Source organism: Tardiphaga sp. OK246, from assembly GCF_900188215.1.
In the GTDB taxonomy this organism is placed as follows: domain Bacteria; phylum Pseudomonadota; class Alphaproteobacteria; order Rhizobiales; family Xanthobacteraceae; genus Tardiphaga; species Tardiphaga robiniae.
Genome location: NZ_FZOX01000002.1, coordinates 615,153 through 636,844 on the forward strand (window position 1 = coordinate 615,153; position 21,692 = coordinate 636,844).

The following is a 21,692-nucleotide window of genomic DNA, read 5'->3' on the forward strand; positions in this document are numbered from 1 at the left end:
TTTGCCGATGACTGGAACCGACCGTCCGTCGCCCTGGTGGAGCCCGGCGCGACATCAGGATCGCCGGGGCTTCCTGCTGGCGCGGGGAGCGATCACGAAGGGTATCCGGACGTGGTTTGAGGCTCAGGGCTTCCTGGAGGTCGAGACTGGCGTCCTGCAGGTCTCGCCGGGCAATGAGACCCATCTGCATGCGCCAAAGACGACATTGATCGACCGCGACGGCGAGCGGCTCTCGCGGTATCTGCGGACCTCGCCGGAATTCGCCTGCAAGAAGCTGCTGGCGGCGGGGGAGACCAGGATCTTCGAATTCGCGCGGGTGTTTCGCGACCGCGAGCGCGGCGACAGGCACCTGCCTGAATTCACGATGCTGGAATGGTACCGTGCCGAGGAGAGCTATGAGGCCGTGATCGTCGATTGCGTGGCGATCATTGCATGCGCGGCGCAGGCGACAGGCACCAAGCAGTTCACGTTTCGCGGTCAGGTTGCCGATCCGTTTGCCGAGCCGGAGATGTTGACCGTGGCAGCGGCTTTCACGCGTTTTGCGGATATAGATTTGCTTGCAAGCATCGATGGCGCCGAGGGTGATCGCGCTAAGCTGGCGGCTGCTGCGACTGGCAAGGTGCGGATCAGCGACGACGACACATGGTCGGATATTTTCAGCAAGATTCTCGTCGAGCATGTCGAGCCGCATCTCGGGCAGGGACGGATGACCGTGCTGTTTGAATACCCATCGCCGGAAGCGGCATTGGCGCGCACCAAAGAAGGTGACCGACGCGTGGCCGAACGCTTCGAGGTCTATGCCTGCGGCGTCGAACTCGCCAACGGCTTCGGCGAATTGACCGATGCCGATGAGCAGCGCCGACGCTTCACGGAAGCGATGGACGAAAAGGAGCGTCGCTATGGCGAGCGCTATCCGCTCGATGAGGAGTTTCTTGAGGCCGTCGCAACGATGCCGCCTGCGTCCGGTGTTGCACTCGGATTCGACCGGCTGGTGATGCTCGCGTCGGGCGCGACGCGGATCGATCAGGTGGTGTGGACGCCGCCGGCAGGTGTGTCATGAACCGTCACGTGAAAGTTGCGACGACCCTGCGGCAAGCCAGCGATCTTATTGAAAACGGTCTCGCGCCAGCTTCGACGCTGGCTGATCTGGAGAAAGTCGCCGCGCGTTATGCGGTCGCGGTGACGCCGGCTGTAGCCGCACTGATCGACAGCAGCGATCCCGACGATCCGATCGCGCGCCAGTACATTCCAAGTGTGGATGAACTGAACGCGCAGCCCGAAGAGAACGCTGATCCGATCGGTGATCACGCCCACGCGCCCATCGACGGTATCGTGCATCGCTATCCCGACCGCGTGCTGTTCAAGCTGGTACATGTCTGCGCGGTGTATTGCCGGTTCTGTTTCCGCCGCGAGATGGTAGGCCCCGGCAAGGAGACCGCGCTGTCGCGCGAGGCTTATGCAGCCGCGCTGGATTATATCCGCAGCCATGACGAGATCTGGGAGGTAATCCTCACCGGCGGCGATCCCCTAATGCTGTCGCCGCGGCGATTGAGCGAGATCATGGCGGATCTCGCTGATATCCCGCATGTAAAGATCATTCGATTGCATACGCGGGTCCCCGTGGCTGATCCCGGCCGCGTGAGTGCGGAAATGGTGGATGCATTGAAAGTCACGGGCGCTAGCACATGGGTGGCGCTGCATGCCAATCATCCGCGCGAGCTGACGGATGCTGCACGTGCGGCCTGCGCGCTGATGGTGGATGCCGGCATTCCCATGGTGAGCCAGTCGGTATTGCTGCGCGGCGTCAATGACGATGCGGCGACGCTGACGGCACTGATGCGCGGTTTCGTCGAGTGCCGCATCAAGCCCTATTATCTGCATCACGGCGACCTCGCGCCTGGCACCGCACATTTGCGCACCAGCATCGCGGAGGGACAGGCCTTAATGCGCGCCATTCGAGGCAATGTTTCCGGATTGTGCCAGCCGGATTATGTGCTCGATATTCCCGGCGGTTATGGCAAGGCGCCGATCGGTCCCGAATATTTGTCTGAGAATTCTTCAATCAGCCTCAAGCCTGACGGTGAAGCTTCTGCGGAATCGGTCTATCGTGTTGTGGATTACTGCGGCGACGTTCATATCTATCCACCGAAGCCGTAGCGATCGGCTTACACGCGCCACCTGGTGTCGGAGACAAAAAATGAAAACATTGTTCGTGATGACGGCAGGCCTGTTCGTTCTCGGCCATTCGCTGGCTCTGGCGCAGGATTCGTCCCGCAACCTGCCACCCAAGGGCCTGCGCTCGCAGCCGACCACACAGACCAACAGCGGCGGTGCTCTGCCAGAGGCTCCCGTCGGCCATCGCCAGCCGCGCCCGGGCGATTTGCCGCCGGAGACCGGCAAGAACGATCCGTCCCGCATCGACGCGCAGGATCGCGAACTTGATCGCATGATCAAGAATATCTGCAAGGGCTGCTGAGCCCCTGCAGACAGTTGGCGGGGTCAGGCCTTCTTGCGGGCGGCCATCGCCAAGCCGATCAGCGAAGCGCCGCCGATCACCAGATTGATACCGACCATCAAGCCGATGGCCCAGGCTGCCGTGCCGGGCAGGCCCGAGATGATGATGAAGGCGATCACGATATCCATCAGACCGGAGAAGGCCATCCAGCTCCAGCGCTCGGACAGCTCCTTGCGATGCTGGAGCGCGTACATGATGGTCGCTACGCCCTCGGCGAGGAAATAGACGCCAACCACGAATGTCAGTGTCAGCGTGCTTTCGGCCGGGCGCGTAAGCAGAATGATGCCGGCGCCGATGCCGAGGATTGCTGAAATCAGCGACCAGATGAAGCCCGGCGTCTGACGCGCCCAGAAGGTCATCAGCAGCGCGGCGACGCCCGAGATGAAGAACATCCAGCCCAGCATGACGGTGACGGCGATGCTGGCCACCTGCGGCACGATCATCGCGGCGAAGCCGAGGATCACCAGCACGATGCCCTCGATTAGAAATGCCTTCCAATGCGCGCGCACGGCGTCGCTCATCTTCGATTGCAGCTCGGCGAGGTTGGGCGGCATGGTCATGGCGGCATGTCCTGATCTGGCCGGCAGCATGCTGGCCGTAGCTTGCATTTATCCGCTCACACGCGGAAGCGTGCAAGTTGGTTGATCGGGAATAGCTCGAATGTCGTGCGAGGTCTTGAACGTTACGACTGCACGGTCATGGCCGGCGCGGCCGTGCGCATGCGGTTGCGACCGAAAATATAGGCTGTCGTCGTCAGCACCAACAGCACGGCGCCGATGGCGATGGATGCCAGACCGAGTGGGATCAGCACCATGGTGACGTTGCGCGCCGGGTTCGTAAACCAGTGATGAATCGAGGTCAGCAAAAAGGCTGTGCCGGCAAAGCCCGCGCCGCCGCCGGCGACCAGCAGCGCCCACATGCCGCGCAACTGGCTGAGCCGCTCGCGTGACACCTCGGTATGTGGCGCATGATGCGCGCCGATCCGCCTGACCAGCCGCGCCGCCAGCGCAATGGTGCCGAAGCCAATCACCACGCCAGCGGCCTCGAGCACGCGGCGCATCACGCCGACGATCTCCGGATGTCGCTGCAGCGTCAGCAGAGGGAGATCGAAACAGGCATGCAGCGTCACTGGCGCGAGAACAATGAGCATGGGCGTGCGAATGAAGGCCCACCCATCGCGGCGATGGGCGCCGAGCGCGCGGCCGGAGCGGGTGATGGCGATGTAAGCGCCGGCGATGACGCCGAGCGCGCCGTGAAATGGTACGGTCAGTACGCTGCGCAGCACCGCGAGCGTCCGCCACATCTCGGGATATTGCAGGAGATAGACGAGATTCTCGTAAGCGGCGAAGCCGAGGCCGGCGGCGGCGCCATAAACCACCGTGTCCATTGGATCGGCCGTCCGGGCGCGCTGGGTGGACACCGCGATGATGACGAAGATCTTCACGATCTCCTCCGGCGCGGCGACGCCAAACACAGCGTGGAGCACCATGGCCAGGGTCGGGTTGTCCGTAAGACCCGGAATTGCCGCGAACAGCGCGCGGGCATAGCCGAGCAGGGAGATGCTGGCGGCCCCCAGCAGGAATGACGCCCAGACCAACCCGGGCGGCCCCGGCCGTTCATCGGCAGCAATCACCAGCCACAGCAACAGCAAAGCTGGTGCCACGGCGGCGATACCGATCACGGTGGGGAGCGATTCGAGCAGGTTCATGGAACTTAATTATAGACGGCCGGGCAGACCGGAAAGAGTGACTCTTGCGGGAGCCGCCTGCGACAAAAGAGAAGCTGGCGGGCCCGGGCCAGGGCCGGAACCAATCAGTGTTCGGTCGATTGGGCTGACACAGCTCATACTGCACGGGAAATGACCATGGCCGACGACGCAAAGACACCCCCCTACATCTACGAAGGCGTCGAGCCCGTGCCTGAGGCCAGGTCGACAATCACAGAAACGATCACGGATGTGAAAGAGGCGGTGACCGAGACCGCGCACCGCATCGGCGGTGCCATCGAGTCCGGCAAGAAGCCAGGCATGCCCTTGAGCATCCTGGCCAATGTGGCGCGGGAAGCGCCGCTGGGGTCGCTGCTGGTTGCTTTTCTGCTGGGCGTCGCCGTGGCGCGCCGGCGCTAGGTGTCAGCGAATCCGGGCCGGCACCAGATTGACCGGCTTCGTGGTCCGTAGCGATGCCGGCTGATAAGCCGAGGCAGGCGCAAAGACCGACTTGCAGCCATCGCTTAGCTGAGACTTGTTGCGGATCATGCAAGCCGTGACGCGATCGACATCCGGGATCTCCGAACTACAGAGACGCATCGCATCGCCCGTGCAAAGCTGTTCCTGTTCGGCGCTGTAGGCGTGGCAGACGGTGGTCAGCATGCCGAATGCAAGAACGGTGGCGGCGGCGAGCTTCGCGGTGGTGAATGTCATCGTGTGTCCCTCGATCTTGTGTCCATCCGTGCGCCGATCGGCGCGTGGTTGGAGCGATGGGATAGAGGGCGTTCGCTTCAGGCGGTTTGCGCGGAGGCGAGGAAACGGTTTCTTCGACCGCGGTTTTGTTTCATTGCTGGTAATGGACGAAACACAGCCTGAACACAGCGTGCCGGTCGGAATCCCACCCTGATGGACATTATTCAGAAAATCTCGGCGCTGATCGCGGCGCAAGCCGATTTGGCTGGACCACTCGGTTTCGTCATCGCCTTCTTCGGATGTCTGGTCGGCTCCAGTTTCGTCGTTCCGGCCGCGGCCATCGTGACGGCGACGGGGGTGCTGATCGGCGCCGGCGTGGTGTCCTGGACTTTCGTCCTCTGGGCCATCGGCGGCGCGGTGCTCGGCATGAGCGTGTCCTATGAGCTCGGCAAACGGTGTGGGCCGAGGCTGCTGGAGATGCGGATGCTCCAATCGCGTCAGCAACTGGTGGCGCGGGTGCGTGGGCTATTCGAGCGCTATGGCATCGCGGCGATCATGGTCGGCTACCATATCGGGCCGGCGCGTGCGTTGGTCACCAGCGTCGCAGGCATCGCCGGCATGCCGCGTCTAAAGTTCGAAACCGCCAGTATCGTATCGGCAATGGTCTGGATCGTCGATCATGCCTTGATCGGCGTCATTCCCGGCACACTCATCGACGCCGACAGTCCGTGGCTGCTGCCGGTGACATTTGGAGCGCCAGTCGTCGTGATCGTTCTGACCGTGATGTTGCTGCGCAAGGCGTTCTAGCCACAGCGCCAACGCGTCGCATCACGCCGCCTTCGAGATCTTCTTCTTGAGATGTCCGGTGTCGTGATCGCGGCGGAGCTGACTGAGCGACGTGTCGTTGAGCTTCGGCAGCACTTCACTGAGGGTGAGCGTGTCGGGGTGCCCGGCTGCGAAGAACTTGCCGTAGATCTTGCGGAGTGTTGCCAGTGTGGTGCTGCCGAATTTCTCGGTCATCGCGCTGTCGTGCGCGTGAAGGTGATCGCCGCCGTCATGCTTCATGTCTCGCTCCCTGCCGGTATCGCATGATCTCGCACCTTGAGCAGTGCAAATTGCGTTCGGCCAGACAGACTAGGCGCGGTGCTGTGGAGAGTACAAGCAGTTCACGTGTGCTCGGGAGCAATCGCGCGGGATGGCTTAGCCGCGTGCCCCGGGGCGCTTGCGCTGCACAACGATCTTCATCTTCTGACGGCCCTTGCTCGCCGCGGAGCGGGATCGTGAGCGGCGCGGCTGCTCTCGCGCGGCAGGCTTGTCGTCAGTCGCCGAGGTGCTGGCAAAAGACTGCCGGAGAGTGTCGAGCGTGGAGGTGAGGGCGCCGACCTGTTCGTTGAGCTTGCGCGCTTCGTTCTGCTGCGCCGTCATCAGACGCTGCATAGTCTGCAGCTGATCCTGCACGACCTGGAGTTGGTCGATGGACTGTTGCTGGGTGGCCTCGATGCCCTTGGTCTTTTCGATCAGCTGTTCGGACGCCTGCGCCACACGGGCCTGTTGCAGGCGCGATGCGGTGAGCCGCTCCGGCTCCGGCGTTGCGCCGCTGTAGCTGCGCCACGTGAAGATGCCGCCGATGCCGATCACGACCAGAAACAGGGCCGCAGCCGCAACCATGATCGGCTGCTGGCTAATGCGCCAGGTGTGACTGGGTTCGGACGCGTAATTGTGCTGGGAAGCGCTCGGCATGATTTCGACCATGAAGCTCGAAGTCCTATGGCGTGTGATCGTTCCAATCCGCGACAAAACCATCCAGAACGCGTGAATTTCGGGAGGTTCGCGGCCAAGTTCAACGAAAATAAGGCTCGGGTGGCAATAACGTGGCCTAACCCAGGGCAGTGCGCGAATGGCGCTCCCTAGCAGTGCCAACGGGGCTGTGCATAACATCTTGAAGTAGCGAGGAAAAGTGCGAATTATTTGACATTTTTTGGGTGTTCGCCGACAAAAACGTCCAACAAAACGTCCAACATGGGGCTGGGATGGGCGAGCATCTGACTAAACGAAACGGAACGTGGCACTTCGTGCGCCGCGTGCCGGAGGAGTTCGCGAGTTATGACAAACGAGGCATCGTAAAGCTGTCCACGAAGGTGCGCATTGCTCGTGATAGGCACGGACAGCGCGCCTCCCTGATCGCCGATCGGATGAATCTGGACCTCGAAGCCTACTGGCAGAAATGCGCCGCCGGTGAAGCTGGCAGAGCGGCCACGGACCACGCCGAAGCGGTTCGGCGGGCGCGCATCCTCGACCTTTCATACCGCCCGGCTGCGGCCGTAGCGCTGGAAGCGCCGGCAGACCTGAAGCGACGCATCGACACCCTCGCCGAGGGCGACCGGCTGTATGATCCCGTAACGCGCGCGGCCGTGCTCGGTGGTGTCGCTGAGCCGCATATCAAGCTTTCAACTCTGTTCGCCGAATTCGAGGCGGCCACGGCAACCGAGCGGATGAACTATTCACCGAAGCAACTCAAGAAATGGAAGGCCGGCAAAGAGCGCGCTATCGAGATCCTGATCGAGGTGGTGACCGATAAGGCCCTGCAAGAGATGAGCCGCGATGATGCCCTCAAATATCGCGATCACTGGCAGGCCCGCGCCGTGAAGCGTGAAGTTGCCATCGGCACCGCAAACAAAAACATCACTCATATTCAGCGCATGGTTCGAACCGTCAGCCAGCGGCATCACCTGGACAAAGAGAGTCTATTCGCCGGCCTGCGTCTCTCCGGCGGTGAGCGCGGGCAACGCAAGCCGTTCGAGACAGCTTTTATCGTTGACACGATCCTCAGGCCGGGCGGCTTCGACGCTTTGAACGACCAGGCAACGGCCGCAGTGCACATCCTGATAAACACCGGCGCGCGGCCCTGCGAGGTGTTGAACCTGCTGCCGGGGAATATCGTGCTCGATTCCAATATTCCCTTCATTCGGGTGGTACCCGACGGCCGCGTGCTGAAGACGGAATCCTCGGAGCGCGACATTCCGCTGGTCGGCATTGCTCTCGAAGCGATGCGGCGGTTCCCCAAAGGATTTGCGCGCTACTTTGACAACGAGGACAGTTTTTCGGCGGCGGTCAATAAGCACATGAAAAAACATGGCATGAAGCCGTCGCCGCGGCATTCGGTCTATTCATTTCGCCACAGCTTCAAGGATCGGCTGCGAGCGCTAGAGTGCCCGGACGAACTGACGGACGAACTGATGGGGCATTCCAGCGGAAAGCCGCAATATGGCGATGGACACGGCCTAACTCTCAAGCTCAAGTATCTGCTGATGACCGCGCTTGCGCCCGCCGAAGCGAGCGCCCCCTTGAAGAATGCCGGCTGACATAAAAGCTCTCGGGCTAATTCGAAGACGAAACAGCTTGGGGCGCGAACGCTAAGCGCGTCCGCGAATATGTGATTGACGGTCTCTCCGACCCTGCGAAGGAACGCCAGTGCTCCGCAGGGCGCTTATATTCCCCACTTATTAAGCTGCTGGCGAGCCATCGAACCGGCACAAATCGAATACATGAGATTAATGAAACGCTCCATATCTTCGAAGACTTGGCATAGGAAGGGAAGATTCACCATCAAAGACGGTTCGAACGTAGCCGATCCGTTATCGTATCGAAGCGGCTGAACCTCAAATGTATTTTGCGTCGTAGTCGTGAGCCAAAGTCCGTGGCATAGTGGATTTCGACGGTCTTGCAGGCTCTTGAGATCGTTGAATGCGTGGTCGAGATGTTTGAGCAAATCGGAGCTGGATGATCCAACTACGGACGCAAGTGCCGAGCGAACTTTTTTCTTCTGATCCTCCAGCATAGGGCGCGCGAAAAACAGAGCGGTCCACGTGGGCGCCTGCTTTGGGTCGATTTTTCTCATCGACATGTAGAGCGCGTGTTCAACGCGTCCCCAATTCATCGTGATCTTGGACAAGACGTGCGCCATCTCGCTACCCATCAGGTCGCGAGGAAAGGCTTGGAAAGATGCGCTCTCAAATCGATCGATAGGGTGATCGCTCATCATGTCTCCAGCTCCGCGATAATCAAACTAAGTCTATTGCAACCATCGATCCGCGGCGCTTTAGTTGCGCGAGGAATATTATGCCAGGAACGCCAATTGATGATTCGCCGATTGGAGGTACAGCATCGTTATGCGCCACTTCCGATGAAGTCGCGAAACAAGCAATCCAAGATGCCGCGAGATATGAAGAGCAACTTGTTAAGTTAATTCTTTTCCATGATGACCGGGCGCTCAGAGTCATGTCGGTCTACGCGCCGGTAATCGTAGCCCTAGCTACCGCAGCGGTCGCACTTAATCAGACCGACAAGCTCTCCCTTTATGTAGGTTGCATGATCGGTGGAACATCAGCCTCTTTCTTCGCGGGATGCCTGTGCGCTTTTAGCGTGATATGGACGACCCCTATCTATTTGCCGGGTAGGCGACCGGATTTCTGGAACTGGGCCACTGAGCACGACGTAGACCTTCGTTCAACGGCCGTTGCGTACGTCGATCAATCGAAGGCGATGACAGCTCACAACGAAGCACGCAGTAACAGAGCGTCAGTGCGTTTGAGTAAGGCATACATATGCGGCATGGCGGCACCATTTGTCGGCGCCGCCACAATTTGGGTGGTGTATTGGTCCCGAACTTAGGTTAGCTGATTTTGTTCGGCTTTGGTGGCGGTGGCGGTGGCGGACGCGGAACGCTGCCTTTTTGAATAGTAGCGGGCGGCGGCGGTGGCGGCGGTGGCGGTTTGTTCGTCAAGGCACTCTCCAAGTTAGGGCAAAATAGCTTTATTTACGACGTGACTTGTCTCTGAAAACCGCCGTGCGCGTTCGGATCAAAACCGCGTGGTGTCCATTGCATTCCAGCTTCCAGTTGAGACTCGTCGATCCCAACGTCGCTTTTCGACATGGCAGCTAATTGGATGCTGACTATTATTCACGGAAGTTATTGACTTCGCCGCCGCCAGTCCAATGTTGCCGCCCCGGCACGTTCTTTACCTCCGAGTAAAACCGCTTCAGCTGAATATTTCCGCTCGTGCTTCGGGAAGTGTAGTACTGTCCTTTGAGATGATTTCGGTCCAATCGTAGGTTCATTTCAAGCCAGCATACGCCTTCGTGATCCGGTGAGACATTCGACACGTTCGCATGAGGCCGATTGTCGTAAGAGAACCAAAGGCGATACTTATCTGAATCTCTTTCTGCGGACAGAAACATTCTCGTTGAGTGCGATGGGGACTCTTTCGTTTGCTGTTTGACCGTGACCGTTAACAAGTCTTGGTTGATCCAAACTGTTGTTTCGATCGGGCCGGGGATCTCCCCAGTTACGGGATTCTTCCAAGTTGTTTGTAGGGTGCCGGTCCATGTCCCGTTGAGGTCAGGAAAAAACATGCTTTCTAGTGCTGGAAATCTCTTCCAGAACCATCGCCATGACTTATTGAATGCCCAAAGTACTATCGTTCCGATCACAAAGACTATTGCGGTGAGTAATTTGAAGGGAGAGACGATAGTCCCGCTAACAATTTCTCCGACGCCCTGAGCTGAAACAATGAGCGCCATGGCGAGGATAACTATTATCGTAACTTGTGTCTTTCGCGTTAGGAGGGCCCACATTAAGAAGTCAATCTGTTGATTGAAGCCCGTACAAAGGCAGCTGCCTCGGTGGGAGTCCATGCAGAGTTGTTTCGAAAAAGGAACTTAATTGCGTTCACTTCAGTGGCCATGTGACACCAGTTCGCGTCCGCAAGCTGCTCCGCCAAACGTTTCAGAATGCGCAAAAGCCTGTCGTATCGATCATCTCGTTCTATCAAGAAAAAGTCGTCTTCAACGCCGTACACCAGACATTCGGCGTAGAACGATGGAATGCGCCGTGCAATGTCACCGCGGCTTAAGAGCTCGTAGTTCAGCCGCTTTAGCATCCGAACATTCCGCTTAAAGCGGTGCGATGTTCTCGAACGCTTCGTTATCCCATTGTCGTGATGCTGATCTGGAAAATTATAAGTCCAGTCACCGGTGCGACCTAGGATCGCGACGCCTTCAATCATCTGGGCGCCCAAGCCGTCATTCATAAACACGTTCAGCTCGAACGTTGGCACCAGGTCGCAATCCGCTCGACTTCCATCAAGGCCGTGTACCTTGATCGCCTTTTCTCCCGTTGCATCGACGTTCTTGCGTCCAAACTTATCGACGAGGTCGTGCTCAAGATTTGAACGCACCAAAGCGTTGATGGCGGCGTAACTCAGACTATTCGTGGAGTATGTCGCAAGATGCGAAGTCCGCGCTTGATCAAGGCCGTTCATGTATTCGATCTGAACTTGAGGTACTTGGACGCGAAGGTCCATATCAGCTTCCAGCCTAACATTAGTGTTGTTATAGTAGCTCCCCTGGGGACAAACGACGGCGCCCTGTACCTGAAGCCATGCATTCTTATTGACTATGTCGGATGCTAATGAGGCCGCTCTTAGGATCTTCGCCTCCTCGTGATCGCTCGCAGGCCTCTCTGCTGTCTCAAGCCAGCTGTTCCAAGAGGCTCGCGTTCGTGCGGCCGTCATCGCGGCTTCGATTAGACTGCGGCTGTCTGTCATTGGTTTATGCCAGCAAAAGCCACAATGGCAGCGCCGTAAAAGTTCGCATTCTCATGGATCGCCTCCGCAGTCCTGCGATCATCCAATCGCAACCAGAGCGCGAGAGCAATGAGACTTTTGCCCAAAGCGCGAGTTGTCACCTATCCATTGGCTACCCATCGAGGGTTATCCCTCCAGCCCGTTACGGTGACGTAGCGAGGGGCACGGCGTTAAGGAAAGAGCAATGGGGTGTGCATGTGCGCACACCCCATTGGTCGACAAGCCAGCGGTCCTAATTTAGGCCGCGCTATTTGCACTGTCCCGATGGGACCGCGTTCGCCCAGGCTGCTCGATGGCGCCAACGGGTCAAGGCAATGCCGACCGCCAAACCCTGACGGCTGGGCCCAGGTGGTGCCGAGCGTTGTCAGCAGACGCGCCAAAGGGCCCCGAGGGGGCGGAGGGTGAATACTAATCGAGCCGTCCCGCTTTTCCGAAATTCCAATCGGTCAGAAAGGTCTTGTTCTTTGGTCAGGAGCGTTGACCGTCAAGATCATGACCTGCTCCCTGAAACGCCCCCGATTTAGAGATGGGGTTCTGTTCTCCACTGAGGAGATCCGTCGCGAAAGCCGTGCTCAATGGAGGCGCAATGCTCTGAATCATCGGCGATGATGAGCTTCCTGATGCGGGCTAGGGGAGCACGTCAGTGTTTATCTCTGCGGCCCCGATAGGTTCACCTCACGCTCAGCCCGAAAAACATTGCTGTGCAGGCTGGCGATCCACTGCCGGCCGCTAGAGGTAACATTGAGATACCGGATCGCAAGCTGGATCTGCGGTGCAACGTTAGTCCAGTAGAACTGAGGAAATTTATAGACGATGTCAGCTGGCGTTGCATAGCCGAGTGCCTTGTTCAGTCCGATCTCCTCGAACTCATGGAACAGAGCATTTGATTTCCTGATGTAATTGGGATCGCCGAGCTGGCCAATCAGATCCGCAGCACGCAACAGCAATCCTTCTTCCTCATCGAGGTCATCACCTCCTCCGTTTGTTGCATCGATGTAGGGAAAGCGCGTGTATTCGATGGCCCGGGCAATCCGGGCGGCGTCGACTTCCTCCACGGCATGGAGCCGCTCAATCACAAAGAGCTTTGAGCGGTCGACATGGTAGGGTGCGAGCGCGGCATCGGAGGATCCAACCGGCAATGCAATTTTGCGCCCAGTAAGGTCCGCAACATAAGCGCCGTCTTCATCGCCTTGGATAATGCCCCGCACATATCCAATGTCATGGGTTAGGCAGGCCATAATAAAGTTCGCATAGTCGGTTGCGGTGGTGGTACGTTGCAGGGCACGCCCAGCCAGGATGTCGTTCCCGACCAGCGTAACCAACATGGTATGTTCGATATTGTGATAGAGTGCGTCACTATTCCCGATGCACTCCAAAGCCAGCCTAGCTGCAAAGGGCAGCAATTTCGTCAGATCGGAATGCGAGGAGCGGAAGCGGTCTTCGGTTTCCCGCGCGAGAAAAGAGCCAAGGGCTTGCGCCGTCAGTTGAGGAATTGTGATCATCTCGGCTCCCTATCTTGCCTCGTTGTTGTTGCACCATGATCGCCGGGTCCTCAGCGGTATCCTTCACCTTCAGCATCGTCAAAGCCCTGAGTGCCTGCGGATTTCAACGGATGCTGCTAGTGAGAGTCCCCTAAGAGTTGATTTGAATCAATGCTCTGAAAGCCAGAATCCCGAAGCGTTCGATGCCAAATAGACCTGAGCGCTAGCGGCACGCTGTCCCACCGAGCGCGTACTTCACCTCACCCCTTGGCCCGTCGGTGGGACTACATACAGCGTCAGTGCAAAAACTGCATAAATGAAGATGAGCAGGGCGCCGACGAACCAGGCCGAGCGGCCGCTGCTCGTAATGAAGCTCGCTGTCACGGTCGCAATCATGACCATGGTGACGGCGCCGGGCCAGAATTGCAGGCTCATCGGCATTGGTCCGACGACATAGCTGAGTAGCACCAGGGCGGGGGCGACGAAGAGCGCAATCTGGGAGGCGCTGCCAAGCGCGATGCTAACGCTCATGTCGAGGCGGTCCTTGCGTGCCGCAGAAAAGGCTACGGCAAACTCGGCGGCGGCCCCGACCATTGAGACAATGATAAAGCCAACGAAGGCCGGACTCATTCCAAATGTTGCTGCGGCCTTCTGCACTGACTCGACGAAAATCTCACTTACAAGTGCAACCAGCACAGTGACAACAAGCAGTGTGCCCACCGCAAGGGCAATTGGCCAATGTTCCTCGCCTTCGCTATGCGCGGCGCCTGCGAACAATTCCTTGTGGGTCTTCAGCGAGAATAGCAGGCCGAGTGCGTAAGCAATGATGAGCAGGATGGCCAGGCCAATGCTGAGCTTCTGCATGACGGTCTCACCCTGCACAAGATCCAGGTCGGCGACTGCGGATGGGGCAAGCAGGGCAACGGTCGCCATGAGTAGGAGACCGGAGTAGAGCCGCGCGCCGGAGCGATTATATTCTTGGACATGGTAACGCAGGCCGCCGAGGAGCAGACAGGCACCGAGCATGAAGAGGGTATTGGTGACAATCGCACCAGCAATTGACGCCTTCACCAGCATGTACTGGCCGGCACGTAGCGCGGTGATCGCAATGATCAGCTCCGTTAAGTTTCCCAGCGTCGCGTTGAGCAATCCGCCGACGGCATCACCCGTCTTGGCGGCAACCGCTTCGGTCGCGTGGCTGAGCAGGGCGGCCAGCGGCACGATGGCGAGAACCGAAAGCATGAACAGCAGCGTATGGGAATGCGGCGCTATTGCTTCCGCGACCAGTACGGCAGGCACGAAGATCAACATCCAAAGCAGCGGTGTGTGCTGAATTTGCTTGAGCAGGGGTTTCATGGCGGCGCCGTCTCCATATCGAATGCGACGGCGGAAACTCCGATCCCATCGCCGGACCGGTATTGATCTAGCTCAACAAGACCTCGAAGTTGGAAGAACGCGGACGCACTTCGACCGCTCTTCACCACACCCCTACACAATGCCGGCGTTGCGTCAGAAGCCGTCGGGAGGGCCAGATTTCTTCTGACGGCGCGAGGGCTATGCACATCATCAGTATCTAGATGCGTTAGGATTTGCCGACCTTGGATCTTAAGTGAGGGTGAGCATCAAGCTGACGATCTGGGGATCTTTCCGCGGGGCTGCCTTGAAGCCGAACCTGGTGAAAATCTTTCGCATCGCAGTGTTCTCGGGCAGAACTTCTGCGGTCAATTCTTTTAGCCCGGCATCGCGCCCGAGAATGATGAGGTGGCGCATGAGGATCGAACCCACTCCGCGCCCTTGCCAGCCATCGACGACCATAAACGCCATTTCGGCCCGATCTGGCTCCGAGACGATATATCGGCAACCGCCGATCAGGATATTGTGGCCGGTTTCCTCGACCCGCGCGATCAGTGCGACATGGTTCTCAAAGTCGACGTCCATGAAGAAAGCGCGCTCCTTGTCTGAGAAATGGCGCTTCATGACGAAAAAGCGCCGCTGCAGCGACTGCACGCTGGCCTGCGCCAGCGCGGCGAGCATGTCGGGCTCGTCTTCGGGGCGAAGCGCCAGGATATTCACCGGGCGGCCATCGCGTAACTGCTCTTGCGCGGCGTAGGTGGCGGCATCGGACATGGGAACTCCGCTGGCTGGTCGGGTATACTAGTTCGGACCAGTGCCAAGCAAACTGCGGTCGACGGACGGGTGCTTGATCTGGATCAAGACCGCGGGCGAGTGCAACGGCAACGCTCGCACGACCTGCACAGATCAAGGCGCGTCCGTGAGAACCGTCCGTCAATTTCTATCCGGAGACGTCATCATCCAGCTTGTAGTCCGGCTGGGACTGCTGGCTTTGCTGGTGACCTGGACATTTATCGTGATCCGTCCCTTCGTGCCAATTCTGGCCTGGAGCGGTGTTCTTGCAGTCGCCTTCTACCCCGCTTTCAACTGGCTGGCCAAATTGCTGGGCGGTCGTCCAAAGACCGCCGCAGTCATCCTCACCATCGTCAATCTTGCAGTTGTCGTCGGGCCGGCGACATGGCTAGGCTTGAGCGCAGTGGAGGGGGTGAGACAACTCGCCGGTGAACTGACCGCCGGGAATTTAGCCATTCCGTCACCGCCCGAACAGGTCAAGGAATGGCGGATTGTCGGGCCCAAGCTCTACGAATTCTGGGGGCGGGCATCCAGTAACGTCCGGGCGGTCTTGCGTGAGGTTGCACCGTATTTGAAGCCCTTGGCGGGGACGATGCTCACACTTGCGGGCAGCGCCGGTGTCGGGACGCTCAAATTTCTCCTGTCTGTTCTTATAGCCGGCTTTCTCTTTCCCTACGGTCTTCAACTGGTCTCGGGCGGGAGGCGCCTTCTGTCACTTATCGTCCATGAGCAAAGCGAACATTTGCTGGATTTGGCGGGGGCGACAATCCGCGCCGTCTCCCAAGGCGTGATCGGCGTCGCGGTCGTGCAGGCCCTGCTGGCCGGCATAGGCTTCAAGATGGCCGGCATTCCCAGCGCCGGCCTTCTGGCCTTCGCGGTCATGTTGCTGACCATTGTTCAAATCGGCGCAGCAATCGTCCTCTTTCCCGTGATCATCTGGATCTGGATGGACAAGGATTTCACCACAGCGCTGCTTTTGACATTATTCCTCACCGCCGTCGGCATTCTCGACAACATATTGAAACCGCTCGTGATGGGGCGCGGGCTCACGACACCGACGATCGTCATCTTCATCGGAGTCATCGGCGGAACGCTCGCGCACGGAATTGTCGGCCTCTTTATCGGGCCAATTGTCCTCTCGGTTGCCTGGGAGTTGATCGCCGCATGGATCCGTGAGGATCGTCCCCAACCCGCGCCGAACTGACTTAGACCCTTGACCTAGATCAACGTTGCGTGCCGGGAAGCCCCTTGAATGAGCTTGCGCGACGATGAGGTCGGAACATGTCGATGGAAACGCCAAACCTGCCAGGCGGCCCCATGTCCGGGCTTGTTGCCTCGGCAGTGGAGTACATGGTCGATGCGGGGCAGCGGAGCATGCTGTTCCTGGACGTCATGCGCCAACGCGGCGATCAGTATCGTGAGCACGTCGCGCAGACAGCGCCGCATGTATTGCAATATGCAGCCGAATTGATCATCGATGGTCGCGAACTGATCGAACCCGTCAACTATGCGCTGGTCCGCATCGTTCCGCCAGACGACGTCGAAATCGATATCGAGCGGCGCCCCTTCATCGTGATCGATCCTCGTGCTGGTCACGGTCCGGGAATTGGCGGATTCAAGGCTGATAGTGAGATCGGCGTAGCGATGAGAGCGGGGCACTCCTGCTATTTCATCGGCTTTCTCCCCGAACCTATGCCGGGACAGACCATCGAGCGCATTGCGCGCGCCGAGGCGCAGTTCATCGAGAAGGTCATCAGCCTGCATCCCAAGGCCGACGGCAAGCCCTGCGTCATCGGCAATTGCCAGGCCGGTTGGGCCGTCATGATCCTGGCGTCACTGCGACCCGAGCTATTCGGGCCTCTGATCATCGCAGGGGCTCCGCTGGCTTATTGGGAAGGCGTGCACGGCAAATACCCGATGCGTTATTCGGGTGGCCTCATGGGCGGCAGTTGGCTCACCGCAATGACCAGTGATCTCGGTGCGGGAAAATTCGATGGCGCGTGGCTGGTGCAGAACTTCGAGAGTCAGAACCCTTCGAACACACTGTGGACCAAGCAGTATAACGTCTACTCCAATATTGATACCGAGGCGGATCGCTATCTCGAGTTTGAGCGCTGGTGGGGCGGGCACGTTAATCTGAACGCCGAAGAAATCCAGTTTATCGTCGACGAGCTTTTCATCGGCAACAATCTTGCCGCCGGCAAGGTCGAGATGTCAGACGGACAAAAGGTGGACTTGCGCAACATCAGGTCACCGATCCTGGTGTTCTGTTCCGAGGGTGACAACGTTACGCCGCCGCAACAAGCGCTGAATTGGATACTGGACTGCTATGCTGATGTGGATGAGATCAGGGCGTATGGGCAGACGATTGTCTATACCGTTCACCAAAGCATCGGCCATCTCGGCATTTTCGTTTCCGGTGGTGTCGCCAAGAAGGAACACGCCGAATTTTCTAGCAATATCGATCTCATTGATGTGCTGCCACCTGGTCTCTATGAAGCGACCTTCGAGGCAAAGGGCGAGGAGACCACGAACTCCGACCTTGTCGTGGGCCAATGGGTGATGCGCTGCGAGGCGCGGACGCTCGATGATATCAGGGCCATGGGTGGCAATTCACCTGAGGACGAGCGGCGTTTCGCTGCGGCCAAGCGCGTCTCTGAGATGAATCTCGCAGCCTACCAAAAATTTGTTCAACCCTGGCTTAAGAACGCAGTGACGCCGCAGATGGCGGAGATGATGCGTAATCTGCACCCGTTACGACTGCAATATGAAGCCTTCAGCAGCAAAAATCCGTGGATGAGCGCCGTAAAGTCCGCAGCCGAAGGCATTGAGGATAACCGTAAACCGGTCTCGAAGAACAATCCCTTCCTGGCATTCCAGGAGCGGATGGGAGAGCAAATCGTTCATCTGCTGGATAGCTGGCGTGACTCTCAGGAGGCGCTGAGCGAAGCCATGTTCCTCAACATCTATGGTTCACCGGCGTTGCAGGCGGCCGTCGGCATTGATCCGAAGTCCGAGCCGTCGCGTCGTCGGGAGATGTCGGATGAACACCGCGTGATGCTCGACAAGAGGATCGCTGAGTTAAAATCGAAGATTTCCCAAGGGGGCTTACGCGAAGCGACCTTGCGCTCATTGCTCTATGTAGGTTCTGCGCGGGGAATGGTCGATGAGCGAAGTATCGAGGCACTGCGTCAGGTTCGGAGCGATCACGCTGGAGCACGACTGACGCTGCCTGAGTTCAAGATGTTGGTGCGTGAGCAATTCTTTATGTTGTTGCTCGATTCCGAAGGGGCGCTGGCCGCTATTCCGAAGTTGTTGCCCGCGGACGGTGCTCAAAAGCGATCGGCCTTTACGGCAATGCGTGAGATTCTGTCCGCCAGCGGTGACATCGCGGGTGAACGCGCGAGCCGTTGGGCGCGGATCGCCGGGTTGTTCGGCGTCGACGCAGGAGAGGCGGGGGCGTCAAACGTTGCCGCGTTCGACCCTGAGGCACGGGCGTCGTAAAGAAATTTCAAACGGGGGAAGCAACATCATGTCAACCGATGCAAGCCAGGCACAATCTCCCAGTAAATATGATCGATTGATCGCGTTGGCGCAGGCCGTGCCGCCGGTTTCAACCGTCGTCGTGCATCCTTGCGACGAAACCTCACTACGCGGAGCTGTCGACAGTGCGCAGGCCGGCATCATTCGGCCAATCCTGGTCGGTCCCGAGCAGAAGATCAGGGACACCGCGGCACAGGGTGGGTTTGACATCCCGGGCTTTGAAATCGTCAATGCCGCGCATAGCGAAGATGCTGCCGCCAAAGGCGTTGAGCTGATTCATGCAGCTAAAGGAGAAATGCTGATGAAGGGCAGCCTGCACACCGACGAGCTCATGCGCGCGGTGACGGCAAAGGCGGGCGGCTTACGCACCGACCGGCGCATCAGCCATGTCTTCGTGATGGATGTGCCGGCCTATACCGAGACCATTTTCGTCACGGATGCTGCGATCAACATCTTCCCGGACCTTGGTGCCAAGCGAGACATCATCCAGAACGCCATCGATCTCTACAATCAGGCCGGGTTCGGCCAGTCTCCTCGCGTGGCGATACTGTCTGCGGTTGAAACCGTTACCGCCACGATTCCTTCGACGATCGATGCGGCAGCGCTGTGCAAAATGGCCGACCGAGGTCAGATCACCGGGGGATTGCTCGACGGACCGCTGGCGTTCGACAACGCCGTCGATGTTGAGGCGGCGCGGATCAAGGGTATCAAGTCCGAGGTCGCAGGCCGCGCGCAGATACTGGTTGTTCCTAACCTTGAGGCTGGCAACATGTTGGCAAAGAACCTGGCGTATTTCGCCAAGGCCGATGGTGCGGGAATTGTGCTCGGTGCCCGGGTCCCTGTTGTGTTGACGTCACGAGCCGACACGGCACGCGCGCGGATGGCGTCTTGCGCCATCGCGTCGCTCTATGCGCATGCCAGGCGTCAACGCGCGCCAACAGTTGCTGGGTGATGGCCATGGACACAATCCTTGTCGTCAATGCTGGCTCGTCGAGCGTCAAGTTTCAGGTCTTTTCGGTCGAGGGAGAGGGGAACTTACACAGGCGGATCAAGGGCCAGATCGATGGAATCGGCAGTCGTCCGCGGTTACGTGCGAACGGGCCTAATGGTGAGCCGATGGCCGATCGTGCCTATCCGATCGAGGCCGTGGCTGACGTGCCAGCTGCGATGTCCGTTGCCGGCGCGTGGCTCCGCGAAGAACTCAATATCAACCCCGTCGCCGTCGGCCATCGCGTCGTCCATGGCGGGCCGGATTATGCAAATCCGGTATTGATTGATCACGGCGTCGTGGGGCGCCTGGAGCGATATGTTTCGCTGGCCCCGCTACACCAGCCGCATAACCTAGCGCCAATCAAAACGATCCTTAACAACTTCCCCGCTCTGCCGCAGGTAGCCTGTTTCGACACCGCCTTTCATCGCGATCACAACGCTCTCGCGGACCACTATGCGATTCCGTACCAGCTCCATGCCGAGGGCATCAGGCGCTATGGCTTCCACGGCTTATCATACGAATATATCGCCAAGCGCCTGCCGCAGGTTGCGCCCGACGTCGCTGGCGGGCGCGTGATCGTCGCCCACCTCGGCAGTGGCGCCTCGATGGGCGCGATCAAGAATGGAAAGAGTGTCGAGAGTACAATGGGCTTTACGGCGCTCGATGGGCTCGCGATGGGAACGCGTGTCGGTCAGCTTGATCCAGGAGTCGTTCTGTATTTGATTGCAGAGAAGGGCATGTCGGTATCGAAAGTGCAGGATTTTCTCTATCGGGACTGCGGCCTGAAGGGGCTTTCCGGCGTCAGCAACGACATGCGTGAACTTGAAAGCAGCGGGGATCCGCGCGCGGCTTTTGCGATCGACTACTTCGTCTATCGGGTGGGGCTACACGCCGGCATGCTCGCTGCCGCGTTGCAGGGTCTCGACGCCTTCGTGTTCACGGCCGGAATCGGTGAGAACTCGGCATCGATCCGGGCGCGCATTGCCGAGAGACTTGCCTGGCTCGGAGTCGTGCTTGATCCGGCAGAGAATGCTGGACACGCCAGTAGGATATCGCGATTCGACAGCCGTATTCCCGTCTATGTCATTCCCACCGACGAAGAGCTGATGATTGCGCAGCATACGCTGTCCCTGTTGATGAGTCCGAAAACGCACGATCAGAAACATGAGAGAGTGTCATGAAGATTCCGGTATATCCAGAGACCAGTATCGCGTTGAAAGGCAAGAAGGGACTCGTCGTCGGTATAGCCAACGACCAATCTATCGCGTGGGGCTGCGCCAAAGCCTTTCGAGCGCTCGGCGCCGATGTTGCCGTTACATATCTGAACGAAAAGGCCAAGAAGCACGTCGAGCCGCTTGCGGAGGCGCTGGAGTCTCCAATCTTCATGCCGCTTGATGTGATGGTTGAAGGAGAAACCGAAAAGGTGTTTGAGCGGATCGGCAAGGAATGGGGGCAACTCGACTTTCTTTTGCACTCCATTGCTTTCTCACCCAAGAATGCATTGCATGGCCGTGTGGTTGACGTGGATCGTGAGGGCTTTCAGAAGACCATGGACGTTTCCTGCTGGTCGTTTATGCGGATGGCGCACCTGGCAGAGCCGCTAATGAAGAACGGTGGCACGATGTTCACCATGACCTATTATGGCAGTCAGATGGTGGTGAAGAACTATAACGTCATGGGTGTCGCGAAAGCCGCCCTTGAGGCCGCGGTGCGCTATATCGCCGCCGAGCTCGGACCAAAAGGCATTCGCGTACACGCGATCTCGCCTGGACCACTGGCAACGCGCGCTGCGTCCGGCATTCCGGAATTCGACGAACTGATGGACAAGGCGCAGTCGCAAGCGCCGTCGCGCAGTCTAGTCAGCATTGACGATGTGGGGAGGGCGACTGCATTCCTCGCGCTCGACGGTGCCAAGCTGATCACTGGAAGTGTGCTTTATGTCGATGGCGGCTACCACATTATCGATTGACGGGTG

22 protein-coding genes are annotated in these 21,692 nt (G+C 58.7%); 11 read left to right on the top strand and 11 right to left on the bottom strand.

The window, feature by feature from the left end:
• Window positions 1-7 precede the first annotated feature (7 nt).
• The 3 genes from epmA to CHC01_RS10195 are packed head-to-tail and all read left to right on the top strand — an operon-like array spanning window position 8 to window position 2,476.
• Window positions 8-1,060 carry an EF-P lysine aminoacylase EpmA gene (gene epmA, locus CHC01_RS10185; RefSeq protein ID WP_089264180.1) on the top strand — a complete coding sequence of 351 codons (1,053 nt, stop codon included), beginning with the start codon at window positions 8-10 and terminating at the stop codon, window positions 1,058-1,060.
• On the top strand, window positions 1,057-2,157 hold the full coding sequence (locus CHC01_RS10190) for a lysine-2,3-aminomutase-like protein (RefSeq protein ID WP_089264181.1): 1,101 nt from the start codon (window positions 1,057-1,059) through the stop codon (window positions 2,155-2,157). Before epmA ends, CHC01_RS10190 begins: the two co-directional genes overlap by 4 nt.
• A 40-nt stretch (window positions 2,158-2,197) precedes the next feature.
• Window positions 2,198-2,476 (top strand): hypothetical protein, encoded by a 279-nt coding sequence (locus tag CHC01_RS10195; protein ID WP_081422013.1) that lies wholly within the window; start codon window positions 2,198-2,200, stop codon window positions 2,474-2,476.
• Between the two features lie 23 nt (window positions 2,477-2,499).
• Here the strand turns inward: CHC01_RS10195 and CHC01_RS10200 are convergent, their stop codons facing one another.
• Window positions 2,500-3,075, bottom strand: a complete 576-nt coding sequence (locus CHC01_RS10200) for an HdeD family acid-resistance protein (protein ID WP_089264182.1) — start codon at window positions 3,073-3,075, stop codon at window positions 2,500-2,502.
• A gap of 122 nt (window positions 3,076-3,197) precedes the next feature.
• Window positions 3,198-4,223: a PrsW family glutamic-type intramembrane protease gene (locus CHC01_RS10205; protein ID WP_089264183.1), complete on the bottom strand. Its 1,026-nt coding sequence runs from the start codon at window positions 4,221-4,223 to the stop codon at window positions 3,198-3,200.
• Window positions 4,224-4,379: 156 nt separating this feature from the next.
• On the opposite strand from CHC01_RS10205, the gene CHC01_RS10210 reads away from it, so the two are divergent.
• Complete coding sequence (locus CHC01_RS10210) at window positions 4,380-4,640, top strand: hypothetical protein (RefSeq protein ID WP_068736902.1); 261 nt, start codon at window positions 4,380-4,382, stop codon at window positions 4,638-4,640.
• 3 nt (window positions 4,641-4,643) lie between these two features.
• On the opposite strand, the gene CHC01_RS10215 is transcribed toward CHC01_RS10210, so the two are convergent.
• On the bottom strand, window positions 4,644-4,934 hold the full coding sequence (locus CHC01_RS10215) for a hypothetical protein (protein WP_175368942.1): 291 nt from the start codon (window positions 4,932-4,934) through the stop codon (window positions 4,644-4,646).
• 192 nt (window positions 4,935-5,126) lie between these two features.
• Between CHC01_RS10215 and CHC01_RS10220 the strand changes: the two genes are divergently transcribed.
• Window positions 5,127-5,720: a DedA family protein gene (locus CHC01_RS10220; protein WP_089264184.1), complete on the top strand. Its 594-nt coding sequence runs from the start codon at window positions 5,127-5,129 to the stop codon at window positions 5,718-5,720.
• A gap of 21 nt (window positions 5,721-5,741) precedes the next feature.
• On the opposite strand, the gene CHC01_RS10225 is transcribed toward CHC01_RS10220, so the two are convergent.
• Entirely contained in the window at window positions 5,742-5,978 is a 237-nt protein-coding gene (locus CHC01_RS10225) for a hypothetical protein (RefSeq protein ID WP_089264185.1), read from the bottom strand.
• Window positions 5,979-6,113: 135 nt separating this feature from the next.
• Window positions 6,114-6,665, bottom strand: a complete 552-nt coding sequence (locus tag CHC01_RS10230) for a hypothetical protein (protein WP_244558292.1) — start codon at window positions 6,663-6,665, stop codon at window positions 6,114-6,116.
• A 278-nt stretch (window positions 6,666-6,943) separates the two neighbouring features.
• Between CHC01_RS10230 and CHC01_RS10235 the strand changes: the two genes are divergently transcribed.
• Window positions 6,944-8,275 (top strand): site-specific integrase, encoded by a 1,332-nt coding sequence (locus CHC01_RS10235; protein WP_089264186.1) that lies wholly within the window; start codon window positions 6,944-6,946, stop codon window positions 8,273-8,275.
• A 125-nt stretch (window positions 8,276-8,400) separates the two neighbouring features.
• Here the strand turns inward: CHC01_RS10235 and CHC01_RS10240 are convergent, their stop codons facing one another.
• The 6 genes from CHC01_RS10240 to CHC01_RS10270 form a co-directional block, all read right to left on the bottom strand.
• On the bottom strand, window positions 8,401-8,955 hold the full coding sequence (locus CHC01_RS10240) for a hypothetical protein (protein ID WP_089264187.1): 555 nt from the start codon (window positions 8,953-8,955) through the stop codon (window positions 8,401-8,403).
• Window positions 8,956-9,869: 914 nt separating this feature from the next.
• Complete coding sequence (locus CHC01_RS10250; protein ID WP_141137073.1) at window positions 9,870-10,493, bottom strand: Cap15 family cyclic dinucleotide receptor domain-containing protein; 624 nt, start codon at window positions 10,491-10,493, stop codon at window positions 9,870-9,872.
• Window positions 10,494-10,546: 53 nt separating this feature from the next.
• Entirely contained in the window at window positions 10,547-11,275 is a 729-nt protein-coding gene (locus CHC01_RS10255) for a nucleotidyltransferase-like protein (protein WP_141137074.1), read from the bottom strand.
• Between the two features lie 929 nt (window positions 11,276-12,204).
• A complete protein-coding gene (locus tag CHC01_RS10260; protein ID WP_089264191.1) occupies window positions 12,205-13,059 on the bottom strand; it encodes a metal-dependent phosphohydrolase in 855 nt (284 codons plus the stop codon).
• A 234-nt stretch (window positions 13,060-13,293) separates the two neighbouring features.
• Window positions 13,294-14,394 carry a calcium/proton exchanger gene (gene cax / locus CHC01_RS10265; RefSeq protein WP_089264192.1) on the bottom strand — a complete coding sequence of 367 codons (1,101 nt, stop codon included), beginning with the start codon at window positions 14,392-14,394 and terminating at the stop codon, window positions 13,294-13,296.
• 249 nt (window positions 14,395-14,643) lie between these two features.
• Window positions 14,644-15,165 carry a GNAT family N-acetyltransferase gene (locus CHC01_RS10270; protein ID WP_089264193.1) on the bottom strand — a complete coding sequence of 174 codons (522 nt, stop codon included), beginning with the start codon at window positions 15,163-15,165 and terminating at the stop codon, window positions 14,644-14,646.
• Window positions 15,166-15,310: 145 nt separating this feature from the next.
• Here CHC01_RS10270 and CHC01_RS10275 point away from each other — a divergent pair, with 145 nt between their 5' ends.
• The 5 genes from CHC01_RS10275 (at window position 15,311) to fabI (ending at window position 21,686) form a co-directional block, all read left to right on the top strand.
• Entirely contained in the window at window positions 15,311-16,387 is a 1,077-nt protein-coding gene (locus CHC01_RS10275) for an AI-2E family transporter (protein ID WP_089264681.1), read from the top strand.
• 77 nt (window positions 16,388-16,464) lie between these two features.
• A complete protein-coding gene (locus tag CHC01_RS10280; protein ID WP_089264194.1) occupies window positions 16,465-18,687 on the top strand; it encodes a DUF3141 domain-containing protein in 2,223 nt (740 codons plus the stop codon).
• A gap of 28 nt (window positions 18,688-18,715) precedes the next feature.
• On the top strand, window positions 18,716-19,678 hold the full coding sequence (locus tag CHC01_RS10285; RefSeq protein WP_089264195.1) for a phosphate acetyltransferase: 963 nt from the start codon (window positions 18,716-18,718) through the stop codon (window positions 19,676-19,678).
• Window positions 19,679-19,683: 5 nt separating this feature from the next.
• Window positions 19,684-20,898: an acetate/propionate family kinase gene (locus CHC01_RS10290; protein ID WP_089264682.1), complete on the top strand. Its 1,215-nt coding sequence runs from the start codon at window positions 19,684-19,686 to the stop codon at window positions 20,896-20,898.
• Window positions 20,895-21,686 carry an enoyl-ACP reductase FabI gene (fabI, locus tag CHC01_RS10295; RefSeq protein ID WP_089264196.1) on the top strand — a complete coding sequence of 264 codons (792 nt, stop codon included), beginning with the start codon at window positions 20,895-20,897 and terminating at the stop codon, window positions 21,684-21,686. The genes CHC01_RS10290 and fabI overlap by 4 nt, the downstream gene beginning before the upstream one ends.
• Window positions 21,687-21,692: the final 6 nt, after the last annotated feature.